The sequence below is a fragment of the Bacteroides caccae genome (assembly GCF_002222615.2).
In the GTDB taxonomy this organism is placed as follows: Bacteria; Bacteroidota; Bacteroidia; order Bacteroidales; family Bacteroidaceae; genus Bacteroides; species Bacteroides caccae.
The window spans coordinates 369,398-395,317 of record NZ_CP022412.2 but is presented as its reverse complement, the minus strand read 5'-3'; the positions used below and the strand labels follow the sequence as shown (position 1 = coordinate 395,317).

Annotated in this window: 27 protein-coding genes and 1 pseudogene; 26 read left to right on the top strand and 2 right to left on the bottom strand. The window is 42.2% G+C overall.

Annotated features, from left to right (window positions below; translation table 11 throughout):
• Window position 1 precedes the first annotated feature (1 nt).
• The 14 genes from rpsE to CGC64_RS01640 all read left to right on the top strand — a co-directional run bounded on the left by rpsE (window position 2) and on the right by CGC64_RS01640 (window position 8,008).
• Window positions 2-520 carry a 30S ribosomal protein S5 gene (gene rpsE, locus CGC64_RS01705; RefSeq protein WP_005675439.1) on the top strand — a complete coding sequence of 173 codons (519 nt, stop codon included), beginning with the start codon at window positions 2-4 and terminating at the stop codon, window positions 518-520.
• A gap of 9 nt (window positions 521-529) precedes the next feature.
• A complete protein-coding gene (gene rpmD, locus CGC64_RS01700) occupies window positions 530-706 on the top strand; it encodes a 50S ribosomal protein L30 (protein WP_004296332.1) in 177 nt (58 codons plus the stop codon).
• Between the two features lie 31 nt (window positions 707-737).
• Complete coding sequence (gene rplO / locus CGC64_RS01695) at window positions 738-1,184, top strand: 50S ribosomal protein L15 (RefSeq protein WP_005675440.1); 447 nt, start codon at window positions 738-740, stop codon at window positions 1,182-1,184.
• Between the two features lie 4 nt (window positions 1,185-1,188).
• Window positions 1,189-2,532: a preprotein translocase subunit SecY gene (secY, locus tag CGC64_RS01690; protein WP_005675441.1), complete on the top strand. Its 1,344-nt coding sequence runs from the start codon at window positions 1,189-1,191 to the stop codon at window positions 2,530-2,532.
• Window positions 2,533-2,547: 15 nt separating this feature from the next.
• On the top strand, window positions 2,548-3,345 hold the full coding sequence (gene map / locus CGC64_RS01685) for a type I methionyl aminopeptidase (protein ID WP_005675442.1): 798 nt from the start codon (window positions 2,548-2,550) through the stop codon (window positions 3,343-3,345).
• Window position 3,346: 1 nt separating this feature from the next.
• Entirely contained in the window at window positions 3,347-3,565 is a 219-nt protein-coding gene (infA, locus tag CGC64_RS01680; protein ID WP_002558052.1) for a translation initiation factor IF-1, read from the top strand.
• 8 nt (window positions 3,566-3,573) lie between these two features.
• Window positions 3,574-3,690, top strand: coding sequence for a type B 50S ribosomal protein L36 (ykgO, locus tag CGC64_RS01675; protein WP_002558051.1), 117 nt, complete (start codon window positions 3,574-3,576; stop codon window positions 3,688-3,690).
• Between the two features lie 33 nt (window positions 3,691-3,723).
• On the top strand, window positions 3,724-4,104 hold the full coding sequence (gene rpsM, locus CGC64_RS01670; RefSeq protein ID WP_004296328.1) for a 30S ribosomal protein S13: 381 nt from the start codon (window positions 3,724-3,726) through the stop codon (window positions 4,102-4,104).
• Between the two features lie 11 nt (window positions 4,105-4,115).
• Window positions 4,116-4,505, top strand: a complete 390-nt coding sequence (gene rpsK, locus CGC64_RS01665) for a 30S ribosomal protein S11 (protein ID WP_005675443.1) — start codon at window positions 4,116-4,118, stop codon at window positions 4,503-4,505.
• Window positions 4,506-4,622: 117 nt separating this feature from the next.
• Complete coding sequence (gene rpsD / locus CGC64_RS01660; RefSeq protein ID WP_005675444.1) at window positions 4,623-5,228, top strand: 30S ribosomal protein S4; 606 nt, start codon at window positions 4,623-4,625, stop codon at window positions 5,226-5,228.
• A gap of 11 nt (window positions 5,229-5,239) precedes the next feature.
• Entirely contained in the window at window positions 5,240-6,232 is a 993-nt protein-coding gene (locus CGC64_RS01655; RefSeq protein WP_005675446.1) for a DNA-directed RNA polymerase subunit alpha, read from the top strand.
• 3 nt (window positions 6,233-6,235) lie between these two features.
• Entirely contained in the window at window positions 6,236-6,733 is a 498-nt protein-coding gene (gene rplQ / locus CGC64_RS01650) for a 50S ribosomal protein L17 (RefSeq protein WP_005675447.1), read from the top strand.
• A 233-nt stretch (window positions 6,734-6,966) separates the two neighbouring features.
• Complete coding sequence (locus CGC64_RS01645) at window positions 6,967-7,362, top strand: hypothetical protein (RefSeq protein ID WP_005675448.1); 396 nt, start codon at window positions 6,967-6,969, stop codon at window positions 7,360-7,362.
• 103 nt (window positions 7,363-7,465) lie between these two features.
• Window positions 7,466-8,008, top strand: coding sequence for a hypothetical protein (locus CGC64_RS01640; RefSeq protein WP_005675449.1), 543 nt, complete (start codon window positions 7,466-7,468; stop codon window positions 8,006-8,008).
• A 66-nt stretch (window positions 8,009-8,074) separates the two neighbouring features.
• Here CGC64_RS01640 and CGC64_RS01635 read toward each other — a convergent pair whose 3' ends face one another.
• Entirely contained in the window at window positions 8,075-9,889 is a 1,815-nt protein-coding gene (locus tag CGC64_RS01635) for a MutS family DNA mismatch repair protein (protein ID WP_005675450.1), read from the bottom strand.
• 841 nt (window positions 9,890-10,730) lie between these two features.
• Here CGC64_RS01635 and CGC64_RS01630 point away from each other — a divergent pair.
• The 11 genes and pseudogenes from CGC64_RS01630 (at window position 10,731) to CGC64_RS01580 (ending at window position 24,042) form a co-directional block, all read left to right on the top strand.
• A complete protein-coding gene (locus tag CGC64_RS01630) occupies window positions 10,731-11,375 on the top strand; it encodes a DUF6563 family protein (RefSeq protein WP_005681711.1) in 645 nt (214 codons plus the stop codon).
• A gap of 357 nt (window positions 11,376-11,732) precedes the next feature.
• Window positions 11,733-11,951: pseudogene (locus CGC64_RS19045) on the top strand (hypothetical protein); the annotation flags it as partial.
• Between the two features lie 351 nt (window positions 11,952-12,302).
• A complete protein-coding gene (locus tag CGC64_RS01620) occupies window positions 12,303-12,947 on the top strand; it encodes a TetR/AcrR family transcriptional regulator (RefSeq protein WP_005675454.1) in 645 nt (214 codons plus the stop codon).
• 56 nt (window positions 12,948-13,003) lie between these two features.
• Window positions 13,004-14,350, top strand: coding sequence for a TolC family protein (locus tag CGC64_RS01615; protein WP_005675455.1), 1,347 nt, complete (start codon window positions 13,004-13,006; stop codon window positions 14,348-14,350).
• A 34-nt stretch (window positions 14,351-14,384) separates the two neighbouring features.
• The gene (locus CGC64_RS01610) at window positions 14,385-15,401 is read left to right on the top strand and encodes an efflux RND transporter periplasmic adaptor subunit (protein WP_089421542.1); all 1,017 of its coding nucleotides are present in this window, start codon (window positions 14,385-14,387) and stop codon (window positions 15,399-15,401) included.
• A 29-nt stretch (window positions 15,402-15,430) separates the two neighbouring features.
• Window positions 15,431-18,589: an efflux RND transporter permease subunit gene (locus tag CGC64_RS01605; protein ID WP_005675457.1), complete on the top strand. Its 3,159-nt coding sequence runs from the start codon at window positions 15,431-15,433 to the stop codon at window positions 18,587-18,589.
• Between the two features lie 12 nt (window positions 18,590-18,601).
• Window positions 18,602-18,895, top strand: a complete 294-nt coding sequence (locus CGC64_RS01600) for a PG0541 family transporter-associated protein (RefSeq protein WP_005675458.1) — start codon at window positions 18,602-18,604, stop codon at window positions 18,893-18,895.
• Between the two features lie 199 nt (window positions 18,896-19,094).
• Window positions 19,095-20,498 carry an SGNH/GDSL hydrolase family protein gene (locus CGC64_RS01595; protein WP_005675460.1) on the top strand — a complete coding sequence of 468 codons (1,404 nt, stop codon included), beginning with the start codon at window positions 19,095-19,097 and terminating at the stop codon, window positions 20,496-20,498.
• Window positions 20,485-21,408, top strand: coding sequence for an SGNH/GDSL hydrolase family protein (locus tag CGC64_RS01590; protein ID WP_005675463.1), 924 nt, complete (start codon window positions 20,485-20,487; stop codon window positions 21,406-21,408). Before CGC64_RS01595 ends, CGC64_RS01590 begins: the two co-directional genes overlap by 14 nt.
• Complete coding sequence (locus CGC64_RS01585; RefSeq protein WP_032855011.1) at window positions 21,395-22,882, top strand: MBOAT family O-acyltransferase; 1,488 nt, start codon at window positions 21,395-21,397, stop codon at window positions 22,880-22,882. The genes CGC64_RS01590 and CGC64_RS01585 overlap by 14 nt, the downstream gene beginning before the upstream one ends.
• A gap of 146 nt (window positions 22,883-23,028) precedes the next feature.
• Window positions 23,029-24,042, top strand: a complete 1,014-nt coding sequence (locus CGC64_RS01580; protein ID WP_005675466.1) for an aldo/keto reductase — start codon at window positions 23,029-23,031, stop codon at window positions 24,040-24,042.
• Between the two features lie 85 nt (window positions 24,043-24,127).
• On the opposite strand, the gene CGC64_RS01575 is transcribed toward CGC64_RS01580, so the two are convergent.
• Window positions 24,128-24,685 carry an RNA polymerase sigma factor gene (locus CGC64_RS01575; RefSeq protein WP_005675467.1) on the bottom strand — a complete coding sequence of 186 codons (558 nt, stop codon included), beginning with the start codon at window positions 24,683-24,685 and terminating at the stop codon, window positions 24,128-24,130.
• Between the two features lie 166 nt (window positions 24,686-24,851).
• Between CGC64_RS01575 and CGC64_RS01570 the strand changes: the two genes are divergently transcribed.
• The gene (locus CGC64_RS01570; protein WP_005675468.1) at window positions 24,852-25,832 is read left to right on the top strand and encodes a FecR family protein; all 981 of its coding nucleotides are present in this window, start codon (window positions 24,852-24,854) and stop codon (window positions 25,830-25,832) included.
• The last annotated feature ends 88 nt before the right edge of the window (window positions 25,833-25,920 follow it).

Here is a 25,920-nt window from a genome sequence, read left to right as displayed (position 1 = left end):
TATGGCAGGAGTTAATAATAGAGTTAAGATAACTAACGATATAGAACTGAAAGATAGATTGGTTGCTATTAATCGTGTTACTAAAGTTACCAAAGGTGGTAGAACTTTTAGTTTCTCTGCAATTGTTGTTGTAGGTAACGAAGAAGGTATCATTGGTTGGGGCCTTGGTAAAGCAGGTGAAGTAACAGCTGCTATCGCTAAAGGTGTTGAGTCAGCTAAAAAGAATCTGGTTAAGGTACCTGTATTGAAAGGTACTGTTCCTCACGAACAATCAGCTAGATTTGGTGGTGCTGAAGTATTCATCAAACCTGCATCTCACGGAACTGGTGTTGTAGCGGGTGGTGCTATGCGTGCTGTATTGGAAAGTGTTGGTATTACTGACGTTTTGGCAAAATCTAAAGGTTCTTCAAATCCGCACAATCTTGTTAAAGCTACAATCGAAGCTTTGAGTGAAATGCGTGATGCAAGAATGATTGCTCAGAATAGAGGTATTAGTGTTGAAAAAGTATTTAGAGGATAAGGAGGAGATATGTCAACTATAAAGATTAAACAAGTTAAAAGTAGAATTGGTGCTCCAGCTGATCAGAAAAGAACTCTTGATGCACTGGGACTTCGTAAACTGAACCGCGTGGTTGAACACGAAAGCACTCCTTCAATTCTTGGAATGGTAGATAAAGTAAAACACTTGGTTGCCATTGTTAAGTAATTATTTGTTGAATAATAAAACGAATTACAATATGAACTTAAGTAATTTAAAACCTGCAGAGGGATCTACTAAGACAAGAAAAAGAATAGGACGTGGTACCGGTTCTGGCTTAGGTGGTACTTCTACAAGAGGTCATAAAGGAGCTAAATCAAGATCTGGATACTCTAAGAAAATTGGTTTTGAAGGAGGTCAGATGCCTCTTCAACGTCGAGTACCTAAATTTGGTTTTAAGAATATTAATCGTGTAGAATATAAAGCTATCAATCTGGATACAATCCAGAAACTTGCTGAAGCTAAGAGCTTGGTTAAGGTTGGTATTAATGACTTTATTGAAGCAGGATTTATTTCTTCAAATCAGTTGGTAAAAGTATTGGGTAACGGAACTCTGACTAACAAGCTGGAAGTAGAGGCTCATGCATTCTCTAAGACTGCAACTGCTGCTATCGAGGCTGCTGGTGGAACTGTAGTAAAACTCTGATTCAATGAGAAAAGCTATTGAAACATTAAAGAATATATGGAAGATTGAGGATCTGAGACAGCGGATCCTCATCACCATATTGTTTGTGGCAATTTACCGTTTTGGTTCATATGTCGTGTTGCCGGGTATTAATCCGGCTATGCTGGCAAAATTACACGAACAAACAAGTGAAGGCCTTTTAGCCTTGTTAAATATGTTCTCTGGAGGAGCATTTTCTAATGCCTCTATTTTTGCATTAGGAATCATGCCTTATATCTCTGCATCTATCGTAATCCAGTTGTTGGGAATCGCTGTGCCGTATTTCCAAAAATTGCAACGCGAAGGTGAGAGCGGCAGAAGAAAAATGAATCAATATACCCGTTATCTGACGATTGCTATATTGTTAGTTCAGGCCCCTTCTTATTTGCTCAATCTTAAAATGCAGGCTGGCCCTTCCTTAAATGCTTCATTAGATTGGACTCTGTTTATGGTTACCTCTACCATTATTTTGGCAGCAGGTAGTATGTTTATTTTGTGGCTTGGTGAAAGAATCACTGATAAAGGTATTGGTAATGGTATTTCATTTATTATCTTGATTGGTATTATCGCTCGTTTCCCTGATGCTTTGATACAAGAAGTTGTGTCCAGAGTGGCAAATAAGAGTGGTGGTCTGATTATGTTTATAATTGAAGTCGTATTCTTATTGTTAGTGATTGGCGCTGCAATTCTTTTGGTTCAAGGAGTGAGAAAGATTCCTGTACAATATGCAAAGAGAATTGTAGGTAATAAGCAGTATGGTGGTGCACGACAGTATATTCCTTTGAAAGTGAATGCTGCTGGTGTAATGCCTATCATTTTTGCTCAGGCAATCATGTTTATTCCAATTACATTTATCGGTTTTTCTAACAATGTAAATAATGCAGGCGGTTTCTTGCATGCGTTTACAGATCATACAAGTTTCTGGTATAATTTTGTTTTTGCGGTAATGATTATATTATTTACATATTTCTATACTGCAATAACAATCAATCCGACTCAGATGGCTGAGGATATGAAGAGAAATAATGGTTTTATCCCTGGTATCAAGCCAGGAAAGAAAACAGCAGAGTATATTGATGATATTATGTCTCGTATTACTTTACCGGGTTCTTTCTTCTTGGCTTTAGTTGCCATTATGCCTGCATTCGCCGGTATATTTGGGGTACAGGCCGGATTTGCTCAATTCTTCGGCGGTACATCTTTGTTAATTCTTGTAGGTGTGGTTCTTGATACACTGCAACAGGTTGAAAGTCATTTGTTGATGAGACATTATGACGGTCTGTTGAAATCAGGTCGTATTAAAGGACGCGCTGGTGTAGCGGCATATTAATTCTTTAGAATAGAAATGATATTTCTTAAAACAGAAGATGAAATAGAATTGCTCCGTCAGAGTAACCAGCTTGTCGGTAGGACTCTTGCAGAGGTTGCCAAGGTGGTGAAGCCTGGTGTAACTACACGTGAGTTGGATAAAGTTGCTGAAGAGTTTATTAGAGACCATGGAGCAACTCCAACTTTTAAAGGATTTCCGAATCAATACGGGGAGCCGTTTCCTGCATCCATTTGTACTTCTGTCAATGAGCAGGTAGTACATGGAATTCCGGGAGATATTGTTCTAAAAGAAGGTGATATCGTATCTGTGGATTGTGGGACATATATGAACGGTTTTTGTGGAGATTCTGCTTATACTTTTTGTGTAGGAGAGGTGGACGAAGAAATTCGTAATTTGTTGAAGGTAACTAAAGAAGCGTTATATATTGGCATACAGAATGCAGTACAAGGAAAGAGAATCGGAGATATCGGATATGCTATTCAGCAGTATTGTGAGTCTCATTCTTATGGTGTAGTGCGTGAGTTTGTTGGTCATGGCATTGGTAAAAATATGCATGAGGATCCCCAAGTGCCTAATTACGGCAAGAGAGGATATGGTCCTTTGATGAAGCGAGGTCTTTGCATTGCAATAGAACCTATGATTACCTTAGGAGACCGGCAAGTGATTATGGAACGTGACGGATGGACTGTGAGGACTAGGGATCGTAAATGTGCTGCACACTTTGAGCATACGGTAGCTGTAGGAGCTGGTGAAGCTGATATTTTGTCTTCATTCAAATTCATAGAAGAAGTTTTAGGAGATAAAGCAATATAATATGGCAAAGCAATCTGCAATAGAACAAGATGGAGTTATAGTTGAAGCATTGTCGAATGCAATGTTTCGTGTTGAATTAGAAAACGGACATGAGATTACTGCGCATATTTCGGGTAAGATGAGGATGCATTACATCAAAATCCTGCCGGGAGATAAAGTGAGAGTCGAAATGTCTCCTTACGACTTATCGAAAGGAAGAATTGTGTTTAGATATAAATAAAATTAGATATGAAAGTAAGAGCATCATTAAAGAAACGCACGCCAGAATGTAAGATCGTTAGACGTAATGGCCGTTTGTATGTTATTAACAAGAAAAATCCTAAGTATAAACAACGTCAAGGATAATTTATTATTTTTGCAAAAAAAATAATTTAGTATATGGCTATAAGAATAGTTGGTGTAGATTTGCCTCAAAACAAAAGAGGTGAAATTGCGTTGACCTATGTATATGGAATAGGTCGCAGTAGTTCAGCAAAAATTTTAGATAAAGCTGGTGTGGATAAAGATCTGAAGGTTAAAGACTGGACAGATGATCAGGCTGCTAAGATTCGTGAGATTATCGGTGCAGAGTATAAGGTAGAAGGTGATCTTCGTTCTGAAATCCAATTGAACATTAAGCGATTAATGGATATTGGTTGCTATCGTGGTGTACGTCACCGTATTGGTCTGCCGGTTAGAGGTCAGAGCACTAAGAACAATGCACGTACTCGTAAGGGTAGAAAGAAAACCGTTGCTAATAAGAAAAAAGCTACTAAATAATAATTGTTGATATGGCAAAAAAAACAGTTGCAGCTAAAAAGAGAAATGTGAAAGTAGACGCTAATGGACAGTTGCATGTTCATTCATCTTTCAACAATATTATTGTTTCTCTTGCAAATAGTGAAGGGCAGATTATCTCTTGGTCATCTGCTGGTAAAATGGGATTTAGAGGTTCAAAGAAGAACACTCCTTATGCAGCCCAGATGGCTGCCCAAGATTGTGCTAAAGTTGCATTCGATCTTGGCCTGAGAAAGGTAAAAGCATATGTGAAGGGTCCAGGTAACGGACGTGAGTCTGCTATTAGAACTATCCACGGAGCTGGTATCGAAGTTACTGAAATTATTGACGTAACTCCGCTTCCACATAACGGTTGTCGTCCTCCGAAAAGACGTAGAGTTTAATTTACCTTTAACTTACACAATGATCTTGATTTTGTTTTTGGATTGCATTAATTTCTCTCTGTAATCGCGGCTGCAACAAATTAAGTTCATGAATAAACAATTAAATATTTAAAAGAAATGGCTAGATATACTGGACCAAAATCAAGAATCGCCCGTAAATTCGGTGAAGGAATCTTTGGAGCTGATAAAGTTTTGTCAAAGAAGAACTATCCTCCCGGACAACATGGAAATTCTAGAAAAAGAAAAACTTCTGAATATGGTGTGCAACTTCGTGAAAAGCAGAAAGCAAAATACACCTATGGAGTTTTAGAAAAACAATTCCGCAATTTGTTTGAAAAAGCAGCTACTGCTAAAGGTATTACTGGTGAGGTGCTTCTTCAATTGTTGGAAGGTCGCCTTGACAACGTAGTATTCCGTTTGGGTATTGCCCCTACACGTGCTGCTGCTCGTCAGTTGGTTGGTCACAAGCACATTACTGTTGATGGTGAAGTGGTAAACATTCCTTCATACGCAGTAAAACCAGGACAATTGATTGGTGTTCGTGAAAGATCTAAATCTTTGGAAGTAATTGCTAATTCTCTCGCAGGATTCAATCATAGCAAGTATGCTTGGTTGGAATGGGATGAAGCTTCAAAGGTTGGTAAAATGCTGCATATTCCTGAAAGAGCAGACATTCCTGAGAACATTAAAGAACATTTGATCGTTGAATTGTATTCTAAATAATAATTAATTTCATGGCGATATTAGCATTTCAAAAACCTGATAAAGTATTAATGTTGGAGGCGGACTCCAGATTCGGTAAATTCGAATTCCGTCCGTTGGAACCGGGTTTTGGTATTACTGTAGGTAATGCATTACGCCGTATCCTTCTTTCTTCATTAGAGGGTTTTGCTATCACTACTATCAGAATAGATGGTGTGGAGCATGAATTTTCTAGTGTACCTGGAGTAAAAGAGGATGTTACCAACATTATCTTGAATCTGAAACAAGTGAGATTCAAGCAAGTAGTTGAAGAGTTCGAGAGCGAAAAAGTGAGCATCACTGTCGAGAATTCCAGTGAATTTAAAGCAGGTGACATAGGTAAGTATTTGACTGGATTTGAAGTGTTAAATCCGGAATTAGTTATTTGTCATTTAGATTCTAAGGCAACTATGCAAATTGATATTACAATTAACAAGGGACGTGGTTATGTGCCTGCTGATGAAAATCGCGAGTACTGCACGGATGTTAATGTAATTCCAATTGACTCTATTTATACACCGATACGTAATGTCAAGTATTCTGTAGAAAACTTCCGTGTAGAACAGAAGACAGACTACGAAAAGCTAGTACTTGAGATTAGTACAGACGGTTCTATACATCCGAAGGAAGCATTGAAAGAAGCTGCAAAAATTCTGATTTATCACTTCATGTTGTTCTCTGACGAGAAGATCACGCTTGAAAGTAATGATACTGATGGCAATGAAGAGTTTGATGAGGAAGTATTGCATATGCGTCAGTTGTTGAAGACTAAGCTTGTTGATATGGACTTGTCAGTTCGTGCCCTCAATTGTTTGAAGGCTGCTGACGTAGAAACACTCGGCGACTTAGTACAGTTCAACAAGACTGACCTGTTGAAATTCAGAAACTTCGGAAAGAAATCGCTTACCGAGCTTGATGATTTGCTGGAAAGTCTGAATCTGTCGTTTGGAACCGATATTTCTAAATATAAATTAGATAAAGAATAAAAAATGAGACATAATAAAAAATTCAATCATTTAGGTCGTACTGCTTCTCATAGAAGCGCTATGTTATCTAACATGGCTTGCTCTTTGATCAAGCACAAAAGAATCACTACGACTGTTGCAAAGGCAAAAGCTTTGAAGAAGTTTGTTGAGCCTTTGATTACTAAGTCTAAAGAAGATACTACGAATTCTCGCCGTGTCGTATTTAGCAACTTGCAAGATAAGATTGCAGTAACAGAGCTGTTCAAAGAAATCTCAGTTAAGATTGCTGATCGTCCGGGTGGTTATACTCGTATTATCAAGACTGGTAACCGTTTGGGTGATAATGCAGAAATGTGCTTCATTGAGTTGGTAGACTATAATGCAAACATGGCTAAGGAAAAAGTTGCTAAGAAAGCTACACGTACTCGTCGTTCTAAGAAGAATGCTGCTGCCGAAACTGCTGCTCCTGCTGCTGTTGAAGCTCCTGCAACTGAAGAACCGAAAGCTGAATCAGCTGAATAATTTTACAGTTATTCTTATTCGATATAGAAAAGGCTGCTCTGCAAAGAGTGGCCTTTTTATTTGAAGTAAATACCTTTTTATTTGAGTAAGGAGGGGCAGATTTTGGAATTGAGCCGTATAGAGTATACGTCTATTCCCTAATGATATTCACTTGTTTACTAATCCTAAGATAAATTAAAAGATAACCTGAATAAACTTTTCGTGAATAGAATCTGTTATATTTGCAGGAGAATATGGCAAAATTTGTAAAGGTAATATTGTTTCTGTTGCTTACGGTGACTCTCCATGGGGTAGCAAGTAACGTTTTCACTGAGAAACCGGTGGAACAGTCTGAACTTGCCATTACATATTCAATGAAACAACACGAGCAGATTAGTGCTCCTGACTTTCCTTATGCTCCAGTGGCTGAATTGAACAATCTTCAAAGTCACCAGATATCAGTGACACGTATTCAGCGTGTACAGCTTGGAGAGTATTTCACTACTTTAAGGAACCTACTGCAATGCTGCGCCGACCGTGAAAACTCTCTGTCACAGCATAGGGGGCGAATTTATAATACTACAACTTCTTATTACTGTCAGCCGTCGAGTGAGTACTATGTATTTACTTTAAGGCATATTATTATTTAGAATTCATTTATTGGTATTATTTGTTTTATGGTTATCGATATATTTTATACCGATGGTCCTTTTTATCTTTATATTATTACTAATAAATTAAATTTTAAATATTATGGCAACTACTCAAACTATTGATGCTACTATATTCGCATCTTCACATCCAGATATCGCTAAGCGTACAAGTATTTCCGGAGTTTTATTCTCTTCATTCATGTTGTTGGTGGGTATTTTAGCTTTTGCTTCCACTTTTGAACTGGAAGATAGGTCCTCTACTGTAAGTATGGCTTTAATGGTGTTCGGGACGGGACTATTCCTTGTAGGTATTTTCCGTCTTTTCTGGAAGTCAAAGGAAGTTGTTTATCTACCGACCGGAAGTATTGCAAAGGAACGCAGTGTCTTCTTTGATTTGAAGCACATGGATAAGTTGGTTGATATCGTAAATTCCGGTTCGTTCTCTGCTAATTCGGATATTAAGAGCGAAACAAGTGGGAACATTCGTATGGACGTAATTCTTTCTGAAGATAAGAAATTTGCTGCCGTACAGCTGTTCCAGTTTGTACCTTATACTTATCAGCCGATAACATCAGTGCATTATTTCACTAATGAAGATGCATCGGCTGTGGTCGCTTTTCTTTCAAAAAGTAATTTGAATTAGAAGCTGTTGAGCTAAGATTGTTACACAGAAGAAGGAACAACTTTAGTTTTTGATAAAGAGTGGGGATTAGTCGTCAATGACGGCGATCCCCATTTTTTTCATTAAGAAACAAGCGTTCATATTTTGGGCGACTCCGTTTCTCATTTGATAAGAGAAGGTGAGTTCGTTGTTCGTGATGTCCGCTTCGAAACAGTAGTTACGGATATTCTGTGGGAAGGATTCTATCAAGGTGCCGAGCAGAAGGTCGTGAGTAGCTATGATACCGTTGGCGTTCATATTCATAAACTGCTTGATGAGAGCGAAAGAGCCTTTTTGTTTATCCATAGAGTTGGTGCCTTTCAATATTTCATCAAGGATGATGAAAAGTTCCTCTCCTGCTTCGAGTTTGTCAATGATTAGTTTCAGACGTTTGAGTTCTGCGAAGAAGTAAGACTCGTTATCGGTGAGTGAGTCGCTTGTACGAAGGCTGGTGACGAGGCGTGCCGGATATATTTCCATTTGCTTTGCCCAAACCGGTGCACCTATGCAGGCTAAAAGATAATTGATGCCTACGGTACGCAGGTAAGTACTTTTACCGGCCATGTTGGCGCCGGTTATGATGATAAAGAAAGGACGCTTGTCGATATCTATTCCGTTTCGCACACATTTGTTGCGGTTCATAAGTGGATGACCCAAAGCTTCGGCTCGCAGATGAAAGGATTGAGAGCTGATTTTGGGGAAGATATAATCCGGATGATTGTATGTAAACGTTGCTAAAGAGCAGTAGGCGTCGATTTCTCCGATTGTTTCTATCCAGCGGGGGAGGTCGGAAGCATGAGTTTCTTTCCATTTCTCGATTCGCATTACTTGGCGCAGTTCCCAAAAAATAAGTCCGTTGAGGATTGTACTCATTAACAGGTTACTGCGTTGATCGAGCGCGTTCATCAGTTTCGATAGTTGGCGGACTGCCTGGGAAGCTGTTTGATTCTGGCTTGTAAGTTCCGTTTTGAGCTGTTGCAGAACAGGGCTGTTCATTTCCTTTTTCTCTGTGAGAAGAATTTGGTCGGCGTAAGTAGAGAGGATTTGCAATTTTTTGCCGTAAGTTGCTTGCAGTTTTGTGATACCTTTAGAAAAGATAGAACTGAAAATGACGAAACAAAAAAACACACCTCCGGGTACGGTGGCAGGAAGAATTCCTACAATGGCCGAACCTATGCATATAAGGTTGATGATGCTAACTACTGTCGGGATGATACGCAGTAGCGTATGCTTCCGGTAATAGCTGGGGCTTCCCGCCCATTCCCTGATTTCGTTGGTATCGGCAGGTTTTCCTTTATAAAGTAATCCGAACAGACGGATTTGTTGCCGGTATTCCAGATCGGTTGATAATTCCCGGATAGCCTCCTGGCGTTGTTCGATCGATTCTTTTAGTTCCAGATGTGCGTTGAACCAATCAGCCAGATGCTGCTTGCCGACAGGCGTTGAAGTACGGTTGATATATTGGAAAAGCGAATAATCGCCGAATACATCCAAGTCATAAGTATAGAGATGCGCAGGGTCGATATATTCATTTCCGCTGTCGAAATCGGAAAAATCATATTGAATGGCCCGTAACTCCTGTTCGTTGATTTCTATTTTCTTTTTCAGATAATCTTTCCGGTAAAACCAGAGATTATGTCGTTTTACCAGCCAGATAAATGATATAAAAGGCAGAATGGCAAAGACGAAAAGAGATAACCAGCCGTCGCTCCAGAAGATAAAGGCTGCCGCTATGGCTTCTACAAATAGCACAAGGCGTAGAAGGCTGATATAATAGATGCGTTTCCGGGCCCTCTGAAGAGCTTGTTCCGACTCTTGAATAATTTGCTGATAGGTTGAGATTATATTTTCCAGTTTCTCCATAATTGCTTTGATACTTTTTGCGCAAAGGTAATATATTTAACAACGGACAGGCTATGAGCTTGTTTTTGTCAAGAGCAGATTTACTGTTTATTAACGCAAAGCGAATAGGAAGCGAAAATGAGAGCTGCCGGATGATGCATTCAGCTCTCGTAAATCCTCGATGCAGGAATAGCAAAGCCAATTTCGCGACTTATGAGAGCTAACCCTACGCTTTACGGGGACTAAACCTACGCTTTGGGAGTGCTAACCCCACGCTTAATGAATGTTGAGCCTGTGTTTTAGTAAAACGAAGCCTCTGTTTCACCCGAACAGAGCCTCCGTTTTATAAAAATAGAGCCTGCATTTCCTCAAAAACAAAAGGTGATTTCTTCTTTCGGCACGATCAGACATAAAAAAAGGGAGAATACACTGCTTCCCCTTTACCTGCATATTAAATAGAAATATATTTTGTAATAACAGATACAAAGATAACACATCAGGAAGGCAAAGTCAAGTATTCAGTTACTTTTTTGGGGGCTCTTTTTCAAATTTGATGGTAATTTAGCAAGTCGGTGGTATCTTCATTCCTCTTTTGGGGGAAGGAAGGGGGCTGAAAGTCGAGGCGGCAGGTAGATGCACAGGGTTGATAATAAACGAATTATGTGTTTACCTACCACCTCCCCCTACGGGTACTCCTCCTTCCGGAAGGAGGAGAATGAAGATACCACCGACTGGCTAAATTACCATCAAATTTGAAGAAGAACCCTTTTTTTCAATATTTCTTTTTCTGTCCTTGCATTTATCCGCTAAAATGTATAACTTTCCACTCGAAAAGGCGTTAGAAAGGAAAGGAGGAAGGCTTATGAAAAAAAGATGTATCTTATGGCTGTTGATGAGCGTGATTGGCCTCCCGTTGATTGCGCAGAATATTATCTATTCCAACTTGAAAGAGTTGCTTGCTCAAAATGGAGACACCATAGCAGTGCTACGTGTGGAGAAACGTTCCAGAAATCAGATCGTATTGACAGGCGGGGCTGACTACCGTATAACGGCAGGCGATGATGAGTCTATGTGCCGCCGCTTGAAGAAACGTTGTTTTGCAGTGCGAAGTGAAGAAGGAGATTTATATTTGAACTGTCGCAAGTTGCGCTATAAGAAACTGCGTTTTGGGGCATGGTATGCTCCGGCAGTTCAGTTAGGCAAGAATATCTACTTCTGTGCCATGCCTTTGGGATCAGTTATCGGTGGCAATTTTGTAGAAGACGACGATGTAAAACTCGGAGGAAATATCGGTGACGCCCTTGCCGCTTCGAGCTTGGTGACCAAACGCGTTTGTTATGAACTGAATGGGGAAACGGGCAAGATTGAATTTCTCGGAAAAGATAAGATGCTTCAAATATTGGATAAGTACCCGGAATGGAAACAAGCTTACCTGAAGGAAGACAGCCAGGAGGCAAAAGACACATTCGACTATTTGCTAAAACTACGTGATAGTCAAGAGAAATAGGGCAGAGGATTCTTTGCCATAGCTATCGGTTGTGGTACGATTTATGATAAGGCGGTTCCGGTACGCCATATATGAGGTATAATACCTTTCTGATAATAAATCCATCATTTCCCTTGTCTTTTACTTTCTTTTTTCCTACATTGCGGAGAGTTATCAAACTGTATTGCTTACAGTTTGTAGTCTTTAATTCTGCTTATTATGAAGATAACTCTTGGCAATACACTACCTCCTTATCCGGATTTTGTAGAAGGTATACGGAGAACTCACGACCGTGGCTACACACTTGTTCCGGTGCAGGCCAAGTTATCTCCGGCGGTAACTTCCACGACCTGTCGCTTGCCATTTCCTATGATTTTCTATAAGGTAATGGACGACCTCGAACCTATCCTTGCCATTGAACTGATGAACGCCGCACAAGGTGTCGACTTCCGCCGTCCGTTGAAAACGTCACCGCTTCTGGAGCATTTCCTCCATACCTGCCGGAAAGAAGTACCTTTTGTGAAAGATGATATCGTGGTGTACAAAGAAATACATAAAACAGTCGCTTTTCTGAAAAGGACAAAGTTTGAATACTGACAATAAACAGACCCTTTTCCACCTTATCGTTAATAATGGTGACTGCTGTTGCCGGATGAGTGTCGATTTTAATCGACATTTATCCGGCTTTTGTCGGGTGTACCCCTTCCGATACCGATAAAACTTTACCTCGCATCTCCTTCCTCTTTATCTTTGTGCTGTGTTTGGTCCGTATTTCCTCTTAACACTTGTTTTCATTTCTGTCCAACGAATGATAATATTTATCAAATGGGCTACAAATAAATGGAAACTTGATTTCTTAATTGAGTTTTCTATATATCTTTGTTCCGTTTTTCCTCCCGATGCAAGGGAAAACAGAAAACTGGATTATAATGAAATAGAAAACGAACGATGACAGAACATGGAAAAGACGCTTCCCAACGGGCGGAGTTGAAAGAACGGATTATAGCAACGGCAACAGAGGCTTTTACTACAAAAGGCATTAAGAGTATTACGATGGATGATATTGCAGCAGCATTAGGTATCTCCAAACGTACGCTTTATGAAGTTTTTGTAGATAAGGAATCGTTGCTGAAGGATTGTATACTGACGGTGCAGGCAGAAAGAGACCGGTATTTACAGGAAGTTTATGAGCAGTCCCACAATGTGTTGGAAGTGATACTTGCCGTATTCCAAAAGAGTATTGAGATGTTTCATAAGACGAACAAGCGTTTTTTTGAAGACATCAAGAAGTATCCGAAGGTATATAATATGATGAAAGAGCGCAGCGAGAGTGATTCGGAGAAAACCATGTCCTTTTTTATGTTGGGAGTGGAGCAAGGCATTTTCCGTTCGGATGTCAACTTTGCAATCGTCAATTTGCTGGTACGCGAGCAGTTCGATGTGCTGTTGAATACGGATGTATGCAACGAATATTCCTTTATAGAGGTGTATGAGTCTATTATGTTTACCTATATACGCGGCATCTCTACGGAGAAAGGCGCGAAAGTACTGGAAGATTTTATATCAGAATATCGTAGGAACCGCATAGAATAAGCGACCGATGAGGTTCCGGAGACAAACAACTAAAAGATCAATTAGAAACTAGTTTTATGAACAGAATGAAGAGACTGACAGGTAGGAAGATACTTCTGGCAACTGTTGCACTTTGCGCATTTGGCATTGCAAAAGCGCAAAACGCACAAGCGGCGAAGGACACACTGACCTTAACCTTGGACAAAGCCTTAACAATTGCGTTGGATGAGAATCCTACGATGAAGGTGGCGGCAGAAGAAATTGCTTTGAAAAAAGTAGCCGGCAAAGAAGCGTGGCAAAGTCTGCTGCCTGAAGCAAGCATCGCTGGTTCGCTGGACCATACGATTAAAGCGGCTGAAATGAAGCTGAACGATATGTCGTTCAAAATGGGGCAGGACGGAACGAACACCGCCAATGCCGGACTAAGCATTAACCTGCCTTTGTTTGCACCGGCTGTCTATCGGACAATGTCGATGACAAAGACGGATATCGAACTGGCAGTAGAGAAGTCGCGTGCTTCCAAACTGGATTTGGTGAATCAGGTAAGTAAAGCCTATTATCAACTGATGCTTGCACAAGATAGCTACAACGTGCTTCTGGGAAGCTACAAACTGGCGGAAGACAACTTTAACATCGTCAATGCCAAATATGAGCAAGGCGCAGTGAGTGAATATGATAAGATCAGTGCTGAGGTACAGATGCGCAGCATTAAGCCGAATGTGATTTCAGCAGCCAATGGGGTGACTCTGGCAAAGTTGCAGTTGAAAGTGTTAATGGGAATTACCGCCGACGTAGAACTTAAAACAGAAGACAGTCTGACGAATTATGAAACGGCTGTATTTGCCAATCAACTGAAGGATGAAGAAGTCGGATTGGAGAATAACACTACCATGAAGCAGTTGGACTTGAACATGAAAATGTTGGAGAAGAGCTTGAAGGTCGCAAAATCAAGTTTTATCCCTACGTTGTCGATGAGTTTCTCATATAACTATCAGTCCTTGTACAACCCGAATATTAACTTCTTCGAGTATAATTGGAGTAATAGTTCCAGCCTGATGTTCAACTTGAGCATTCCTTTGTACAAAGCAAGCAACTTTACGAAAGTAAAATTTGCCCGTATCCAGATGCGCCAACTCGATTGGAACCGCATTGACACGGAAAGAAAACTGAATATGGAAATCGTAAGTTACCGCAACAACATGGCTGCCAGCTCTGAGCAGGTGGTCAGTAACAAGGAAAACGTGATGCAGGCTGAGAAGGCGGTACTGATTGCCGGCAAACGCTACGATGTCGGTAAGGGTACAGTGCTCGAACTGAACAGTTCGCAAGTATCTCTGACTCAGGCTCAACTCACTTATAACCAATCCATTTATGATTATCTGATTGCTAAGGCAGATCTCGATAAGGTGCTAGGAAAAGAATAAAGATAGACAACTAAAAAAATTACAACTAAGGAATATGAAAAAAAGTATCCAATTAGTAGCCCTGCTGTTAACCGTGGTTATGGGCTCATGTACGGGTGGAAAAGATAAAGCTGCTACGGAACACGTGGTTGAGAAGCCCAAAGTAAAGGTGGCCGATGTGAAAGCCCGTCCCGTAGACCAGATTCAGGAATATACGGCAACAGTAGAGGCGGAAGCGAAGAACAACATCGCACCTTCATCTCCTGTGCGTATCGACCAGATTTTTGTAGAAGTGGGCGACCGTGTATCCAAAGGTCAGAAATTGGTACAAATGGACGCAGCCAATCTGAAACAGACAAAATTGCAACTGGACAATCAGGAAATAGAATTCAACCGTATGGACGAACTGTACAAGGTCGGCGGTGCATCCAAATCAGAATGGGATGCTTCGAAAATGCAGCTCGACGTACAGCGCACAGCCTATAAGAATCTGTTGGAAAACACTTCTTTAGTAAGTCCTATTAATGGGGTTGTCACAGCCCGCAACTATGACAACGGAGATATGTATAGCGGTGGAAATCCTGTGCTGGTAGTAGAACAGATCACTCCGGTGAAACTCATGATTAATGTATCTGAGAGCTACTTCACGCAAGTGAAGAAAGGTGAGCCGGTAGATGTAAAACTGGATGTATACGGTGACGAGATATTTAAAGGTACCATTAATCTGATTTATCCGACTATCGACGCTGCAACCCGTACTTTCCCGATAGAGATCAAGCTGGACAACAGAGATCAGCGTGTTCGTCCGGGAATGTTTGCCCGTGCAACGCTAAACTTCGGTACGGCCGACAATGTCGTTGTTCCCGATCTTGCTATCGTGAAGCAAGCCGGTTCAGGTGACCGTTATGTGTATGTTTACAAAGACGGCAAAGTATCTTATAATAAGGTAGAGCTGGGTAGACGTATGGGAACGGAGTATGAGTTGAAATCCGGTGTGCCCAATAATTCGCAGGTAGTCGTTGCCGGTCAGGCACGTTTGGCGAATGGCGTGGAAGTAGAAGTAGAAAAATAATACCTTATCACCTTAACACATTATAATATATGAGTTTATACGAAGGTGCGGTTAAGAAACCGATTATGACCTCCCTCTGCTTTCTGGCAGTGGTGATCTTTGGCCTTTTCTCTTTGTCCAAGTTACCTATCGACTTGTATCCGGATATTGATACGAATACAATCATGGTAATGACTGCTTATCCGGGGGCAAGTGCCTCGGATATAGAAAATAATGTGACTCGCCCGTTGGAAAATACGTTGAACGCGGTGAGCAACCTGAAACATATTACCTCCCGTTCTTCAGAGAATATGTCATTGATAACACTGGAGTTCGAGTTTGGTAATGATATAGACGTCCTGACGAATGATGTACGTGACAAGCTTGACATGGTAAGTTCACAGCTTCCCGACGATGTCGAGAATCCGATTATCTTCAAGTTCAGTACGGATATGATTCCTATCGTACTGCTTTCCGTCCAGGCGAAAGAGAGCCAGTCGGCACTTTATAAAATTCTGGACGACCGCGTGGTGAATCCCTTGGCACGTATTCCCGGTGTGGGTACAGTATCTATCAGTGGTGCACCTCAGCGTGAGATCCAAGTATACTGTGACCCCAATAAACTGGAAGCATACAACTTGAGTATCGAAACGATCAGTTCCATTATCGGGGCTGAAAATAAGAACATTCCCGGGGGTAACTTCGATATCGGTAGCGAGACATATTCGTTGCGTGTAGAAGGAGAGTTTGATGATTCCCGCCAGTTGGCAGATGTAGTGGTTGGCACGCATAATGGAGCCAATATCTTTCTACGTGACGTTGCCCGTATCGTCGATACAGTAGAGGAGCGTGCGCAGGAAACCTATAACAACGGTGTGCAGGGAGCTATGATTGTTGTTCAGAAACAATCGGGTGCCAATTCGGTAGAAATTTCCCGCAAGGTAGAAGAGGCACTTCCCCGTTTGCAGAAAAACTTGCCGAGTGACGTGAAGCTGGGAGTGATTGTCGATACGTCTGACAATATCTTGAACACGATTGATAGTTTGGCGGAAACCGTAATGTATGCTTTGCTGTTCGTTGTCATTGTCGTGTTCCTTTTCCTGGGACGCTGGCGTGCAACCTTGATTATCTGTATCACGATTCCGCTTTCGTTGATTGCCTCCTTTATTTATCTGGCTATTTCCGGGAATACGATTAATATTATCTCGCTTTCGTCCCTTTCTATTGCTATCGGTATGGTGGTGGATGATGCGATTGTGGTACTCGAAAACGTGACAACGCATATTGAGCGTGGTTCCGATCCGAAACAGGCGGCTGTGCACGGTACGAATGAGGTGGCTATTTCCGTAATCGCTTCTACGTTGACAATGATTGCCGTGTTCTTCCCTTTGACAATGGTAAGCGGTATGTCCGGTGTACTTTTCAAACAGTTGGGTTGGATGATGTGTGCGATCATGTTTATTTCCACCGTGGCGGCATTGTCATTGACGCCGATGCTCTGTTCGCAGTTGCTCCGTTTACAGAAGAAACCGTCGAAGATGTTCAAACTCTTTTTCACTCCGATAGAGAAGGCGCTGGACGCACTCGATACTTGGTATGCAAAGATGTTGAACTGGGCGGTTCGTCATCGTCCCATTGTTATCGTGGGATGTATTGCTTTCTTCATTGTCAGCTTGCTGTGTGCAAAGGGGATCGGTACGGAATTCTTCCCCGCACAGGATAATGCCCGTATTGCCGTACAGCTTGAGTTGCCGATTGGTACGCGTAAAGAGATAGCGCAGGAACTTTCGGAGAAACTGACGAATCAGTGGATGACCAAGTATAAGGATATTATGAAAGTATGTAACTATACAGTTGGTCAGGCTGACTCCGATAATACATGGGCTTCCATGCAGGACAACGGTTCCCACATTATATCTTTCAACATCAGTTTGGTGGACCCGGGCGATCGTGACATTACCCTGGAGGCAGTCTGCGATGAAATGCGTGAAGACTTGAAAGGATATCCGGAGTTCAGTAAGGCTCAGGTAATCCTTGGAGGTAGTAATACAGGTATGTCTGCTCAGGCAAGTGCCGACTTTGAGGTATACGGATATGATATGACGGTGACCGATAGTGTGGCAGCCCGTTTGAAACGCGAACTGCTGAAAGTGAAGGGCGTGACTGAAGTTAACATCAGCCGTAGCGATTACCAGCCGGAATATCAGGTTGACTTCGACCGTGAGAAACTGGCTATGCATGGGTTGAACCTTGCGACAGCCGGTAACTATTTGCGTAATCGTATCAACGGTGCAGTTGCTTCCAAATACCGTGAAGATGGGGATGAATATGATATCAAGGTGCGTTATGCTCCGGAATTCCGTACAAGTTTGGAGAGTCTGGAGAATATCCTTATTTACAATGCACAGGGACAATCTGTTCGTGTGAAAGATGTCGGAAAGGTAGTCGAACGTTTTGCGCCTCCTACCATTGAACGTAAAGACCGTGAACGTATTGTGACTGTTTCTGCCGTAATCTCCGGTGCTCCGTTGGGAGATGTAGTTGCTGCCGGTAACAAGGTGATTGATAAAATGGACCTTCCGGGTGAAGTGACGATTCAGATTTCCGGGTCGTACGAAGATCAGCAGGATTCGTTCCGCGATTTGGGTACACTCGGTATCCTGATTGTTATCCTTGTATTTATCGTAATGGCGGCACAGTTCGAATCATTGACTTATCCGTTCATTATCATGTTCTCTTTGCCGTTTGCGTTTAGTGGTGTCTTAATGGCATTGTTCTTCACGGGCAGTACGTTGAGTGTAATGAGTTTGTTGGGAGGAATCATGTTGATTGGTATTGTGGTGAAGAACGGTATCGTGCTCATTGACTACATTACTCTCTGTCGAGAGCGAGGCATGGCGGTGATAAACTCTGTGGTGACATCTGGTAAGAGTCGTCTCCGTCCGGTATTGATGACTACTGCGACAACCGTTTTGGGTATGATCCCTATGGCTATCGGCGGCGGACAGGGTTCCGAAATGTGGAGTCCGATGGCAATCGCCGTAATCGGTGGTTTGACGGTATCTACCGTATTGACCTTGGTTCTGATTCCGACCTTGTATTGCGTATTTGCAGGAACAGGTATCAAGAACCGTCGTCGTAAACTTCGTCGTCAACGCGAATTAGATGTTTACTTCCAGGACCACAAAGATGAAATTATAAAGAAATAACAGGAAAAAAATATGAAATCAGTATTAATAACATTCGACCAGGCTTATTACGAACGAATCATGGCGTTGCTCGACCGTTTGGGTTGCCGCGGATTTACTTACCTCGAAAAGGTACAGGGACGTGGCTCCAAGACTGGTGACCCGCATTTTGGAAGCCATGCATGGCCTAGTATGTGTTCGGCTATCCTTACGGTGGTCGATGACAGTAAAGTAGACCCGTTGTTGGATACACTGCACAAAATGGATTTGCAGACTGAACAGTTGGGATTACGTGCATTTGTATGGAATATTGAACGGACGATCTGATAATTGTCCGGTAAATAAATAACTAAGAGGGAGAATCTCATAAATAATGTAGATTCTCCCTTCTTTTTTCTTGCTTTTCTCTATCTTTGCAGCCTGAAAATGTCAAAGCACCGTTGAGCTTGTGCTCCGGCGCCGATGAGCCTCTCTCGGCATCAGGTAAGGCCAAGGACTAAAAAAGGTGCTTATATCTATTGGTGAAATGGAGATTATAAAGAATTATTTGAAATATTCGTTATGGCTTGTGCTGACTGTGTTTGTCGCCTTATTCGGGCTTCATTGGCTTCCGGCTATAACGATCGACGGACACACGATGAGGCGCGTCGATATCCTGGGTGACCTCCGTTATCCGGAACCGGAAACGGCAGTAGCCGACTCGGACAGCATTCCCTTGCCTCCTGTCATAAAACCGGCTTTTGTGGATACCTGCCGTGCCGGCATGACTTGCATCGAAGATTATAGTGACTCTACCCAGCGCGGTATGGCTCCTTTTTATGAAGCCCTCGACCGCCTTTCATCTTCTTCTTCTGATTCTGATGCGGATGATAAACTTGTCCGTATCGCTGTATTCGGTGATTCTTTTATAGAAGCGGATATTATGACAGCTGACTTACGTGAAATGTTCCAAAAACGTTTCGGAGGCTGCGGGGTAGGTTTCGTTACAATTACTTCCATGACAAGCGGTTACCGTCCTACGGTGCGGCATACATTCGGCGGTTGGTCCAGTCATTCGGTAATGGATACGGTATACTTCGACCGGAAGAAACAAGGCATCTCCGGCCATTATTTTATTCCTCGTAGCGGGGCGTATGTTGAGTTGCGGGGACAGAATAAATACGCTTCTCTGCTTGATACCTGCCAACAGGCTTCTATCTTCTTCTATAACAGAGATTCCGTGCAACTCTCCGCCCGTGTGAACCGGGGAGAAAGCCGGAGCTATTCTTTAGGTGCTTCCGGCCATCTGCAAAAAATACAGGTGAACGGGCGTATCGGTTCCATACGCTGGTCGGTGGACCGTGCAGATTCTACTCTTTTCTATGGATTGGCAATGGACGGAAAGCAGGGAATCATTCTCGATAACTTCTCGCTGCGCGGCAGTTCGGGTTTGTCCTTGCGTGGCATTCCGAAGCAGATGTTGAGGCAGTTCAACGAGCAACGTCCTTATGATTTGATCATTCTTGAATATGGATTGAATGTAGCTACCGAGCGTGGCCGGAACTATGACAACTATCAAAAGGGATTACTTACGGCTATCAACCATTTGAAAAAGTGTTTCCCGCAAGCGGGAATTTTATTGCTGAGTGTCGGCGACCGGGACTATAAAACCGAAACCGGTGACCTCCGTACTATGCCGGGAGTAAAGAACTTGATTCGTTATCAGCAGAATATTGCTGCTGAAAGTGGTATCGCTTTCTGGAATATGTTTGAGGCTATGGGAGGAGAGGGAAGTATGGCGAAACTGGTACACGCCAAACCTTCAATGGCGAACTACGATTATACACATATCAACTTCCGTGGTGGCAAACATCTGGCGGGATTGCTATATGAGACATTGATATACGGTAAGGAACAATACGACAGGAGGCGTGCTTATGAGAAAGAGTAAACACCTGCCCGGTTTCATTCTCATCCTTACGCTTATAGGAATATTGGGCGCCCCCTTCTCTCTTTCGGAGTTGGCGGCACAAGACCGGATTCCCGCCTGCCCCCCTCCCGGAAAGAAACAGAAAACAATCAAACCCTTGAGGGAGATGAACTGGGCGAATGATACTATCTCTGTACAGTTTTCTTTCCCTGCCGCTTTCCGCGGAATGGGAAGAAATGAGATTGTCGACAGCATTGCTTTATTGACTCCCGTATTTGAACGGCTCCGCCAGGTGCGTGCCGGATTGTCGGAAGATACGGTCCGTATTGTTCATATCGGCGATAGCCATGTGCGTGGACATATCTATCCGCAGACTACGGGTGCCCGATTGATAGAAACATTCGGAGCAGTCTCCTACATAGACAAGGGAGTGAACGGTGCTACTTGCCTTACTTTTACTCATCCGGACCGTATCGCCGAGATTGCCGCCCTGAAACCCGAACTGTTGATTCTCTCTTTCGGCACAAACGAGAGTCACAACCGGCGCTATAATGTCAATGTACATTATAACCAAATGGACGAACTTGTTAAATTATTGCAGGATAGCCTTCCTAACGTATCTATTTTACTGACTACCCCTCCCGGTTCTTACGAAAGTTTCCGGCAACGGCGGAGACGCCGCACTTACGCTGTCAATCCCCGCACGGCAACAGCGTCCGAAACCATTCGGCGTTATGCCAAAGAACACCGTCTGCTGGTATGGGATATGTACGATGTAGTGGGTGGTAAACGTCGTGCTTGTGTCAACTGGACGGAAGCCAAACTGATGCGTCCCGATCACGTGCATTATCTGCCCGAGGGATATATCCTGCAAGGAAATTTATTATACCAGGCCTTAATCAACGCTTATAATGACTATGTTTCCCATTGATATAGATTTCAGCCGGATCAAAGAGGTGCTTACTTATGACCCGCAGGCACCGATGATATTCAGTAGCGGCATCTTCCTTTGGTTGTTTACCGCTTTCCTGGTGGTGTATGTGCTGTTGCAGCATAAACACACTGCCCGCATCCTGTTTGTCACCCTCTTTTCTTATTACTTCTATTATAAGAGTAGCGGCACCTACTTCTTCCTGCTTGCTCTTGTCACGGTTTGCGATTTCTTTTTGGCGCAGCTCATGGCGCGTGCCGAAGGCTATTGGAAGCGTAAAGGGCTGGTAGTTTTGAGTCTTAGTGTCAATCTGGGACTTCTCGCTTATTTCAAATATACGAATTTCCTGGGCGGAGTGATTGCTTCCCTTATGGGAGGGGAGTTTACGGCACTTGATATATTCCTGCCTGTAGGGATCTCATTCTTTACTTTCCAGTCGTTGAGTTATACGATCGACGTTTATCGGAAAGATATAAAACCATTGACAAGTCTGTTGGACTATGCCTTCTATGTGTCTTTCTTTCCGCAATTGGTAGCAGGACCTATCGTTCGTGCCCGCGATTTTATTCCCCAAATCCGGAAACCCCTCTTTGTGTCGCAGGAAATGTTCGGACGGGGAATCTTCCTGATTTTCTCCGGTTTGTTTAAGAAAGCAATCATCTCCGATTATATCAGTGTCAACTTTGTAGAACGTATTTTCGATAATCCGACGCTCTACTCGGGCGTTGAGAACCTTATGGGAGTGTATGGATATGCCTTACAAATCTATTGTGACTTCTCAGGATATAGTGACATGGCTATCGGCATTGCCTTATTGCTGGGATTTCATTTCAATCTGAACTTTAATTCTCCTTATAAGTCGGCCTCCATTACAGAATTTTGGCGTCGCTGGCATATCTCTTTATCCAGTTGGCTGAAAGACTATTTGTATATATCATTGGGAGGCAACCGAAAAGGAAAATTCCGTCAGTATCTGAACCTGATAATCACCATGTTTTTGGGTGGATTATGGCATGGGGCTTCCTGGAACTTCGTTCTTTGGGGAACATTTCATGGCATTGCTCTGGCTTTGCATAAAATGTGGATGTCAATCACCGGACGTAAGAAAGGAGAACAGAGTCATGGCTGGCGTCGTGTCTTCGGGGTGATTATTACCTTCCATTTTGTTTGTTTCTGCTGGATCTTCTTCCGTAATGCAGATTTCCAAAATTCAATGGATATGTTAAAACAGATAGTTACTACCTTCCGTCCGCAACTATTCCCGCAACTGCTGGAAGGTTATTGGAAAGTCTTTGCATTAATGTTACTCGGATTCCTGCTTCATTTTGCTCCTGATAGTTGGGAGGATGCAGTCTGTCGAGGTGTTATTCGCCTGCCGTTTGTGGGAAAGGCATTGATGTTGGTAGTGTTGATTTATGTAGTTATTCAAATGAAAAGCTCGGAGATTCAGCCGTTCATTTATTTCCAGTTTTGAAGATTTTAGTGTTGTTTAATTATGTCGGGAAATGTATTTCAATAATATGAAGTATATTTCCCGATTCTTGTTTATGCAGGCTTTTTTCCCTTTCTTTGTAGAAGAAAAATTGATTTTTGTAATAGGAAAGATAAATCGTGAATCTTATGGATAATTCATTCGCTTATCAGCCGGCAACCGAACGTTACGAACGGATGCAGTATAAATATTGTGGTCGGAGTGGTCTGAAACTACCTCTTATTTCTTTAGGATTATGGCATAACTTCGGCAGTGTAGATGACTTCACCATGGCAACCGATATGATAAAGTATGCTTTCGATCACGGTATTACTCATTTCGATTTGGCAAACAACTACGGTCCTGTTCCCGGAAGTGCCGAAACAAACTTCGGGCGGATTCTAAGAGAGAACTTTCAGGGGTATCGCGATGAAATGATTATCTCTTCCAAAGCCGGACATGAAATGTGGGCAGGACCTTATGGCGGTAACAGTTCCCGTAAAAATCTGATGGCAAGTATTGATCAAAGTCTCCGTCGTACAGGATTGGAGTATTTCGATATCTTTTATACTCATCGTTATGACGGAGTCACTCCGGTGGAAGAAACGATTCAGGCATTGATTGATATCGTGAAGCGAGGTAAGGCTCTTTATATCGGAATATCCAAGTATCCTCCCGAACAAGCACGTATTGCTTATGAAATGTTGGCGAAGGCCGGTGTTCCCTGTCTGATTAGCCAATACCGGTATAGTATGTTCGATCGGGCGGTTGAGGCCGAAATCCTTCCATTTGCTGCAGCATCCGGTTCCGGTTTTATCGCCTTCTCTCCTTTGGCGCAGGGATTATTGACGGACAAATACCTGAATGGTATCCCGGAACATTCGCGGGCTGCCCGTTCTTCCGGTTTCCTGCAACGCTCGCAGGTGACACCGGAGAAAATAGAAGCTGCCCGGCAACTGAATGAAATAGCCCATCGCCGTGGGCAGACGTTGGCTGAAATGGCGTTGGCATGGGTACTGAGAGATGAACGAATGACGTCGGTGATAGTAGGAGCTAGTTCCGTGAATCAGTTGGCTGATAACCTGAAAGCATTGGAGCATTTGGAGTTTACGTCCGAAGAGTTAGCTGAAATAGAGCAAATATTATCCAGAATGATTTTATAGTAACCGGAAAGGGGGGGGCGTAAAGTCTCCCTTTTTTAGTGATGATTTTTTAGTTTGATAGCTTCCTTATTATAGTTGGCCGAATTTATCTAAAGTATTTTTGCAGGTTTTCCGTCAGTCTGCGAATAGCTGTAGTCATGTGTGTATTGACAGTCCTTTCGGATATATCCAGCGCTTCACTGATTTGTTTATAGCTCATGTGGTCTTCTTTTGCCATACAATAAACAATTCTGGTTTTCTCAGGCAGTTGCCGGATAGCTTGCTGCATACATTCTTCCATATCTTTCTTGAGTAACTTTTCTTCCGGCGTGAGGTCGTTTCCCGGTATCTCTATGATGATTTGGTCAATAGAACTTAAGTTATCCTGACGGTTTTTCTCCAAAAATGTGATAGCATGATTCTTGGTTGTTATAAATAAGTAAGAATCCCAATCTTTCACATCCTTCAAGTTCTCACGTTTATGCCATAGAGTGAGAAAGACGTCGGACAGTACATCTTCGGCCGAAGAAGTGGACTGAACGAAATATAATGCAATAGAATAGCATTTTTTGAAGTACCGCTTGTACATTTTTTCAAAGCAGGAGGAGTTACCCTCACTAATTTGACTTAATAGATAACTAATGTCATCCTCTTTATGTGGCATATTCAAGAATTTGATTATAAGGTTTTTACAATAAAAAATTATAATGTAGAAGCGTCTATTAACAATATTTATTTGCAAAAGTAACTTTTTATTTGATTTCAACTACGTATTTTGAGTTTTATTTCTGTCTTTATATATAGAAGCGCTTAATAATATTTGTAAAAAGATGAAAGAGAATAGTAGTATATGGGACTTGCTTGCTAAAAGAACTGATCATTCTTTAAGTAAAGAGGAAGCAGAGGCACTGGAGCAGATGTTAAAAGAAGATACTTCTTTGCAGCGTGCTTCTCAGCTGGTGGATGACTCATTGGTGAATATGGATACACGGCAAGTGGAAGAAGTAATGAACCGTACTTGGAGCAAGGTAGAATCCGGTATGAAAGCAAACAGAAAGCCACGATTGAAGTTGATTATCCGTCGTTGTGCCGTGGCAGCCAGTATTGCTGTCCTATGTGTGTTGGGTGGTGTATTGGGTTATCAGCTTTGGGCTAAACCGGATATGCTGATTGTGATGAACCAAGGAAAAGAAGCCTTGCTGTTCACGCTTCCCGATAACTCTAAGGTTTGGCTGGGGGGTGGTTCGAGCTTGAAATACCCTGATAAGTTATCTGCACGTAATCGGGAAGTGTACTTGGACGGTGAAGCCTTCTTTGATGTGAAAAAAGACAATGGAAGAACATTTCAGGTCGTTACGGAGCTTGTAGAAGTAAAGGTGCTCGGAACCCGTTTTGACGTAAGAGTATCGGAAGAGGATAATATGGCAGAAGTAGTCTTGGAATCCGGTTCGGTAAAGTTGAACGAGCGCAACAAGGCAGAAGACGGAGTAATCTTACGACCCGGGGAAATGGGGCGTGTCAGCCGGCAATCCGGTATTGAGGTCCGCCATGTCGACCTTCAACTCTATACTACGTGGAAAGATAAATATATGAATATTGAATCTCAAAAAATGGAAAATGTAATGTTTATGTTGAGTAAACGTTATCATACGGAGATTCGTATTGAAGGTGAGGAATTGAAAGCAGAAATATTCTCAGGGCGTTTTGACATAGACCAATCTCTGGAGAATATTTTTGAGACGATTGATTTGATTACTCCCATTCATTATCAACAGCAACCGGATGGAACCTATTTGGTGACTCCGAAATAAAAAAAGAAATAGGCAGCCTAATATTATGATAAACTAAAAAATGCTAATCCTAAAAAGAAAGATGATGAACACAACTTGAAAAAGAAAA

Bases quoted from the DNA above. Each gene is read 5' to 3' on its own strand.
- CGC64_RS01605 (WP_005675457.1), top strand. From the start codon at position 15,431: ATGAGTTTATACGAAGGTGCGGTTAAGAAACCGATTATGACCTCCCTC.
- CGC64_RS01570 (WP_005675468.1), top strand. From the start codon at position 24,852: ATGAAAGAGAATAGTAGTATATGGGACTTGCTTGCTAAAAGAACTGAT.
- CGC64_RS01575 (WP_005675467.1), bottom strand. From the start codon at position 24,685: ATGCCACATAAAGAGGATGACATTAGTTATCTATTAAGTCAAATTAGT.
- CGC64_RS01615 (WP_005675455.1), top strand. From the start codon at position 13,004: ATGAACAGAATGAAGAGACTGACAGGTAGGAAGATACTTCTGGCAACT.
- CGC64_RS01635 (WP_005675450.1), bottom strand. From the start codon at position 9,889: ATGGAGAAACTGGAAAATATAATCTCAACCTATCAGCAAATTATTCAA.
- CGC64_RS01590 (WP_005675463.1), top strand. From the start codon at position 20,485: ATGAGAAAGAGTAAACACCTGCCCGGTTTCATTCTCATCCTTACGCTT.
- CGC64_RS01580 (WP_005675466.1), top strand. From the start codon at position 23,029: ATGGATAATTCATTCGCTTATCAGCCGGCAACCGAACGTTACGAACGG.
- ykgO (WP_002558051.1), top strand. From the start codon at position 3,574: ATGAAAGTAAGAGCATCATTAAAGAAACGCACGCCAGAATGTAAGATC.
- secY (WP_005675441.1), top strand. From the start codon at position 1,189: ATGAGAAAAGCTATTGAAACATTAAAGAATATATGGAAGATTGAGGAT.
- CGC64_RS01595 (WP_005675460.1), top strand. From the start codon at position 19,095: ATGGAGATTATAAAGAATTATTTGAAATATTCGTTATGGCTTGTGCTG.
- CGC64_RS01645 (WP_005675448.1), top strand. From the start codon at position 6,967: ATGGCAAAATTTGTAAAGGTAATATTGTTTCTGTTGCTTACGGTGACT.
- rpsM (WP_004296328.1), top strand. From the start codon at position 3,724: ATGGCTATAAGAATAGTTGGTGTAGATTTGCCTCAAAACAAAAGAGGT.
- CGC64_RS01630 (WP_005681711.1), top strand. From the start codon at position 10,731: ATGAAAAAAAGATGTATCTTATGGCTGTTGATGAGCGTGATTGGCCTC.
- infA (WP_002558052.1), top strand. From the start codon at position 3,347: ATGGCAAAGCAATCTGCAATAGAACAAGATGGAGTTATAGTTGAAGCA.
- rpsK (WP_005675443.1), top strand. From the start codon at position 4,116: ATGGCAAAAAAAACAGTTGCAGCTAAAAAGAGAAATGTGAAAGTAGAC.
- rpsD (WP_005675444.1), top strand. From the start codon at position 4,623: ATGGCTAGATATACTGGACCAAAATCAAGAATCGCCCGTAAATTCGGT.
- CGC64_RS01620 (WP_005675454.1), top strand. From the start codon at position 12,303: ATGACAGAACATGGAAAAGACGCTTCCCAACGGGCGGAGTTGAAAGAA.
- rplQ (WP_005675447.1), top strand. From the start codon at position 6,236: ATGAGACATAATAAAAAATTCAATCATTTAGGTCGTACTGCTTCTCAT.
- rpsE (WP_005675439.1), top strand. From the start codon at position 2: ATGGCAGGAGTTAATAATAGAGTTAAGATAACTAACGATATAGAACTG.
- CGC64_RS01610 (WP_089421542.1), top strand. From the start codon at position 14,385: ATGAAAAAAAGTATCCAATTAGTAGCCCTGCTGTTAACCGTGGTTATG.
- CGC64_RS01640 (WP_005675449.1), top strand. From the start codon at position 7,466: ATGGCAACTACTCAAACTATTGATGCTACTATATTCGCATCTTCACAT.
- CGC64_RS01655 (WP_005675446.1), top strand. From the start codon at position 5,240: ATGGCGATATTAGCATTTCAAAAACCTGATAAAGTATTAATGTTGGAG.
- rpmD (WP_004296332.1), top strand. From the start codon at position 530: ATGTCAACTATAAAGATTAAACAAGTTAAAAGTAGAATTGGTGCTCCA.
- CGC64_RS01585 (WP_032855011.1), top strand. From the start codon at position 21,395: ATGTTTCCCATTGATATAGATTTCAGCCGGATCAAAGAGGTGCTTACT.
- map (WP_005675442.1), top strand. From the start codon at position 2,548: ATGATATTTCTTAAAACAGAAGATGAAATAGAATTGCTCCGTCAGAGT.
- CGC64_RS01600 (WP_005675458.1), top strand. From the start codon at position 18,602: ATGAAATCAGTATTAATAACATTCGACCAGGCTTATTACGAACGAATC.
- rplO (WP_005675440.1), top strand. From the start codon at position 738: ATGAACTTAAGTAATTTAAAACCTGCAGAGGGATCTACTAAGACAAGA.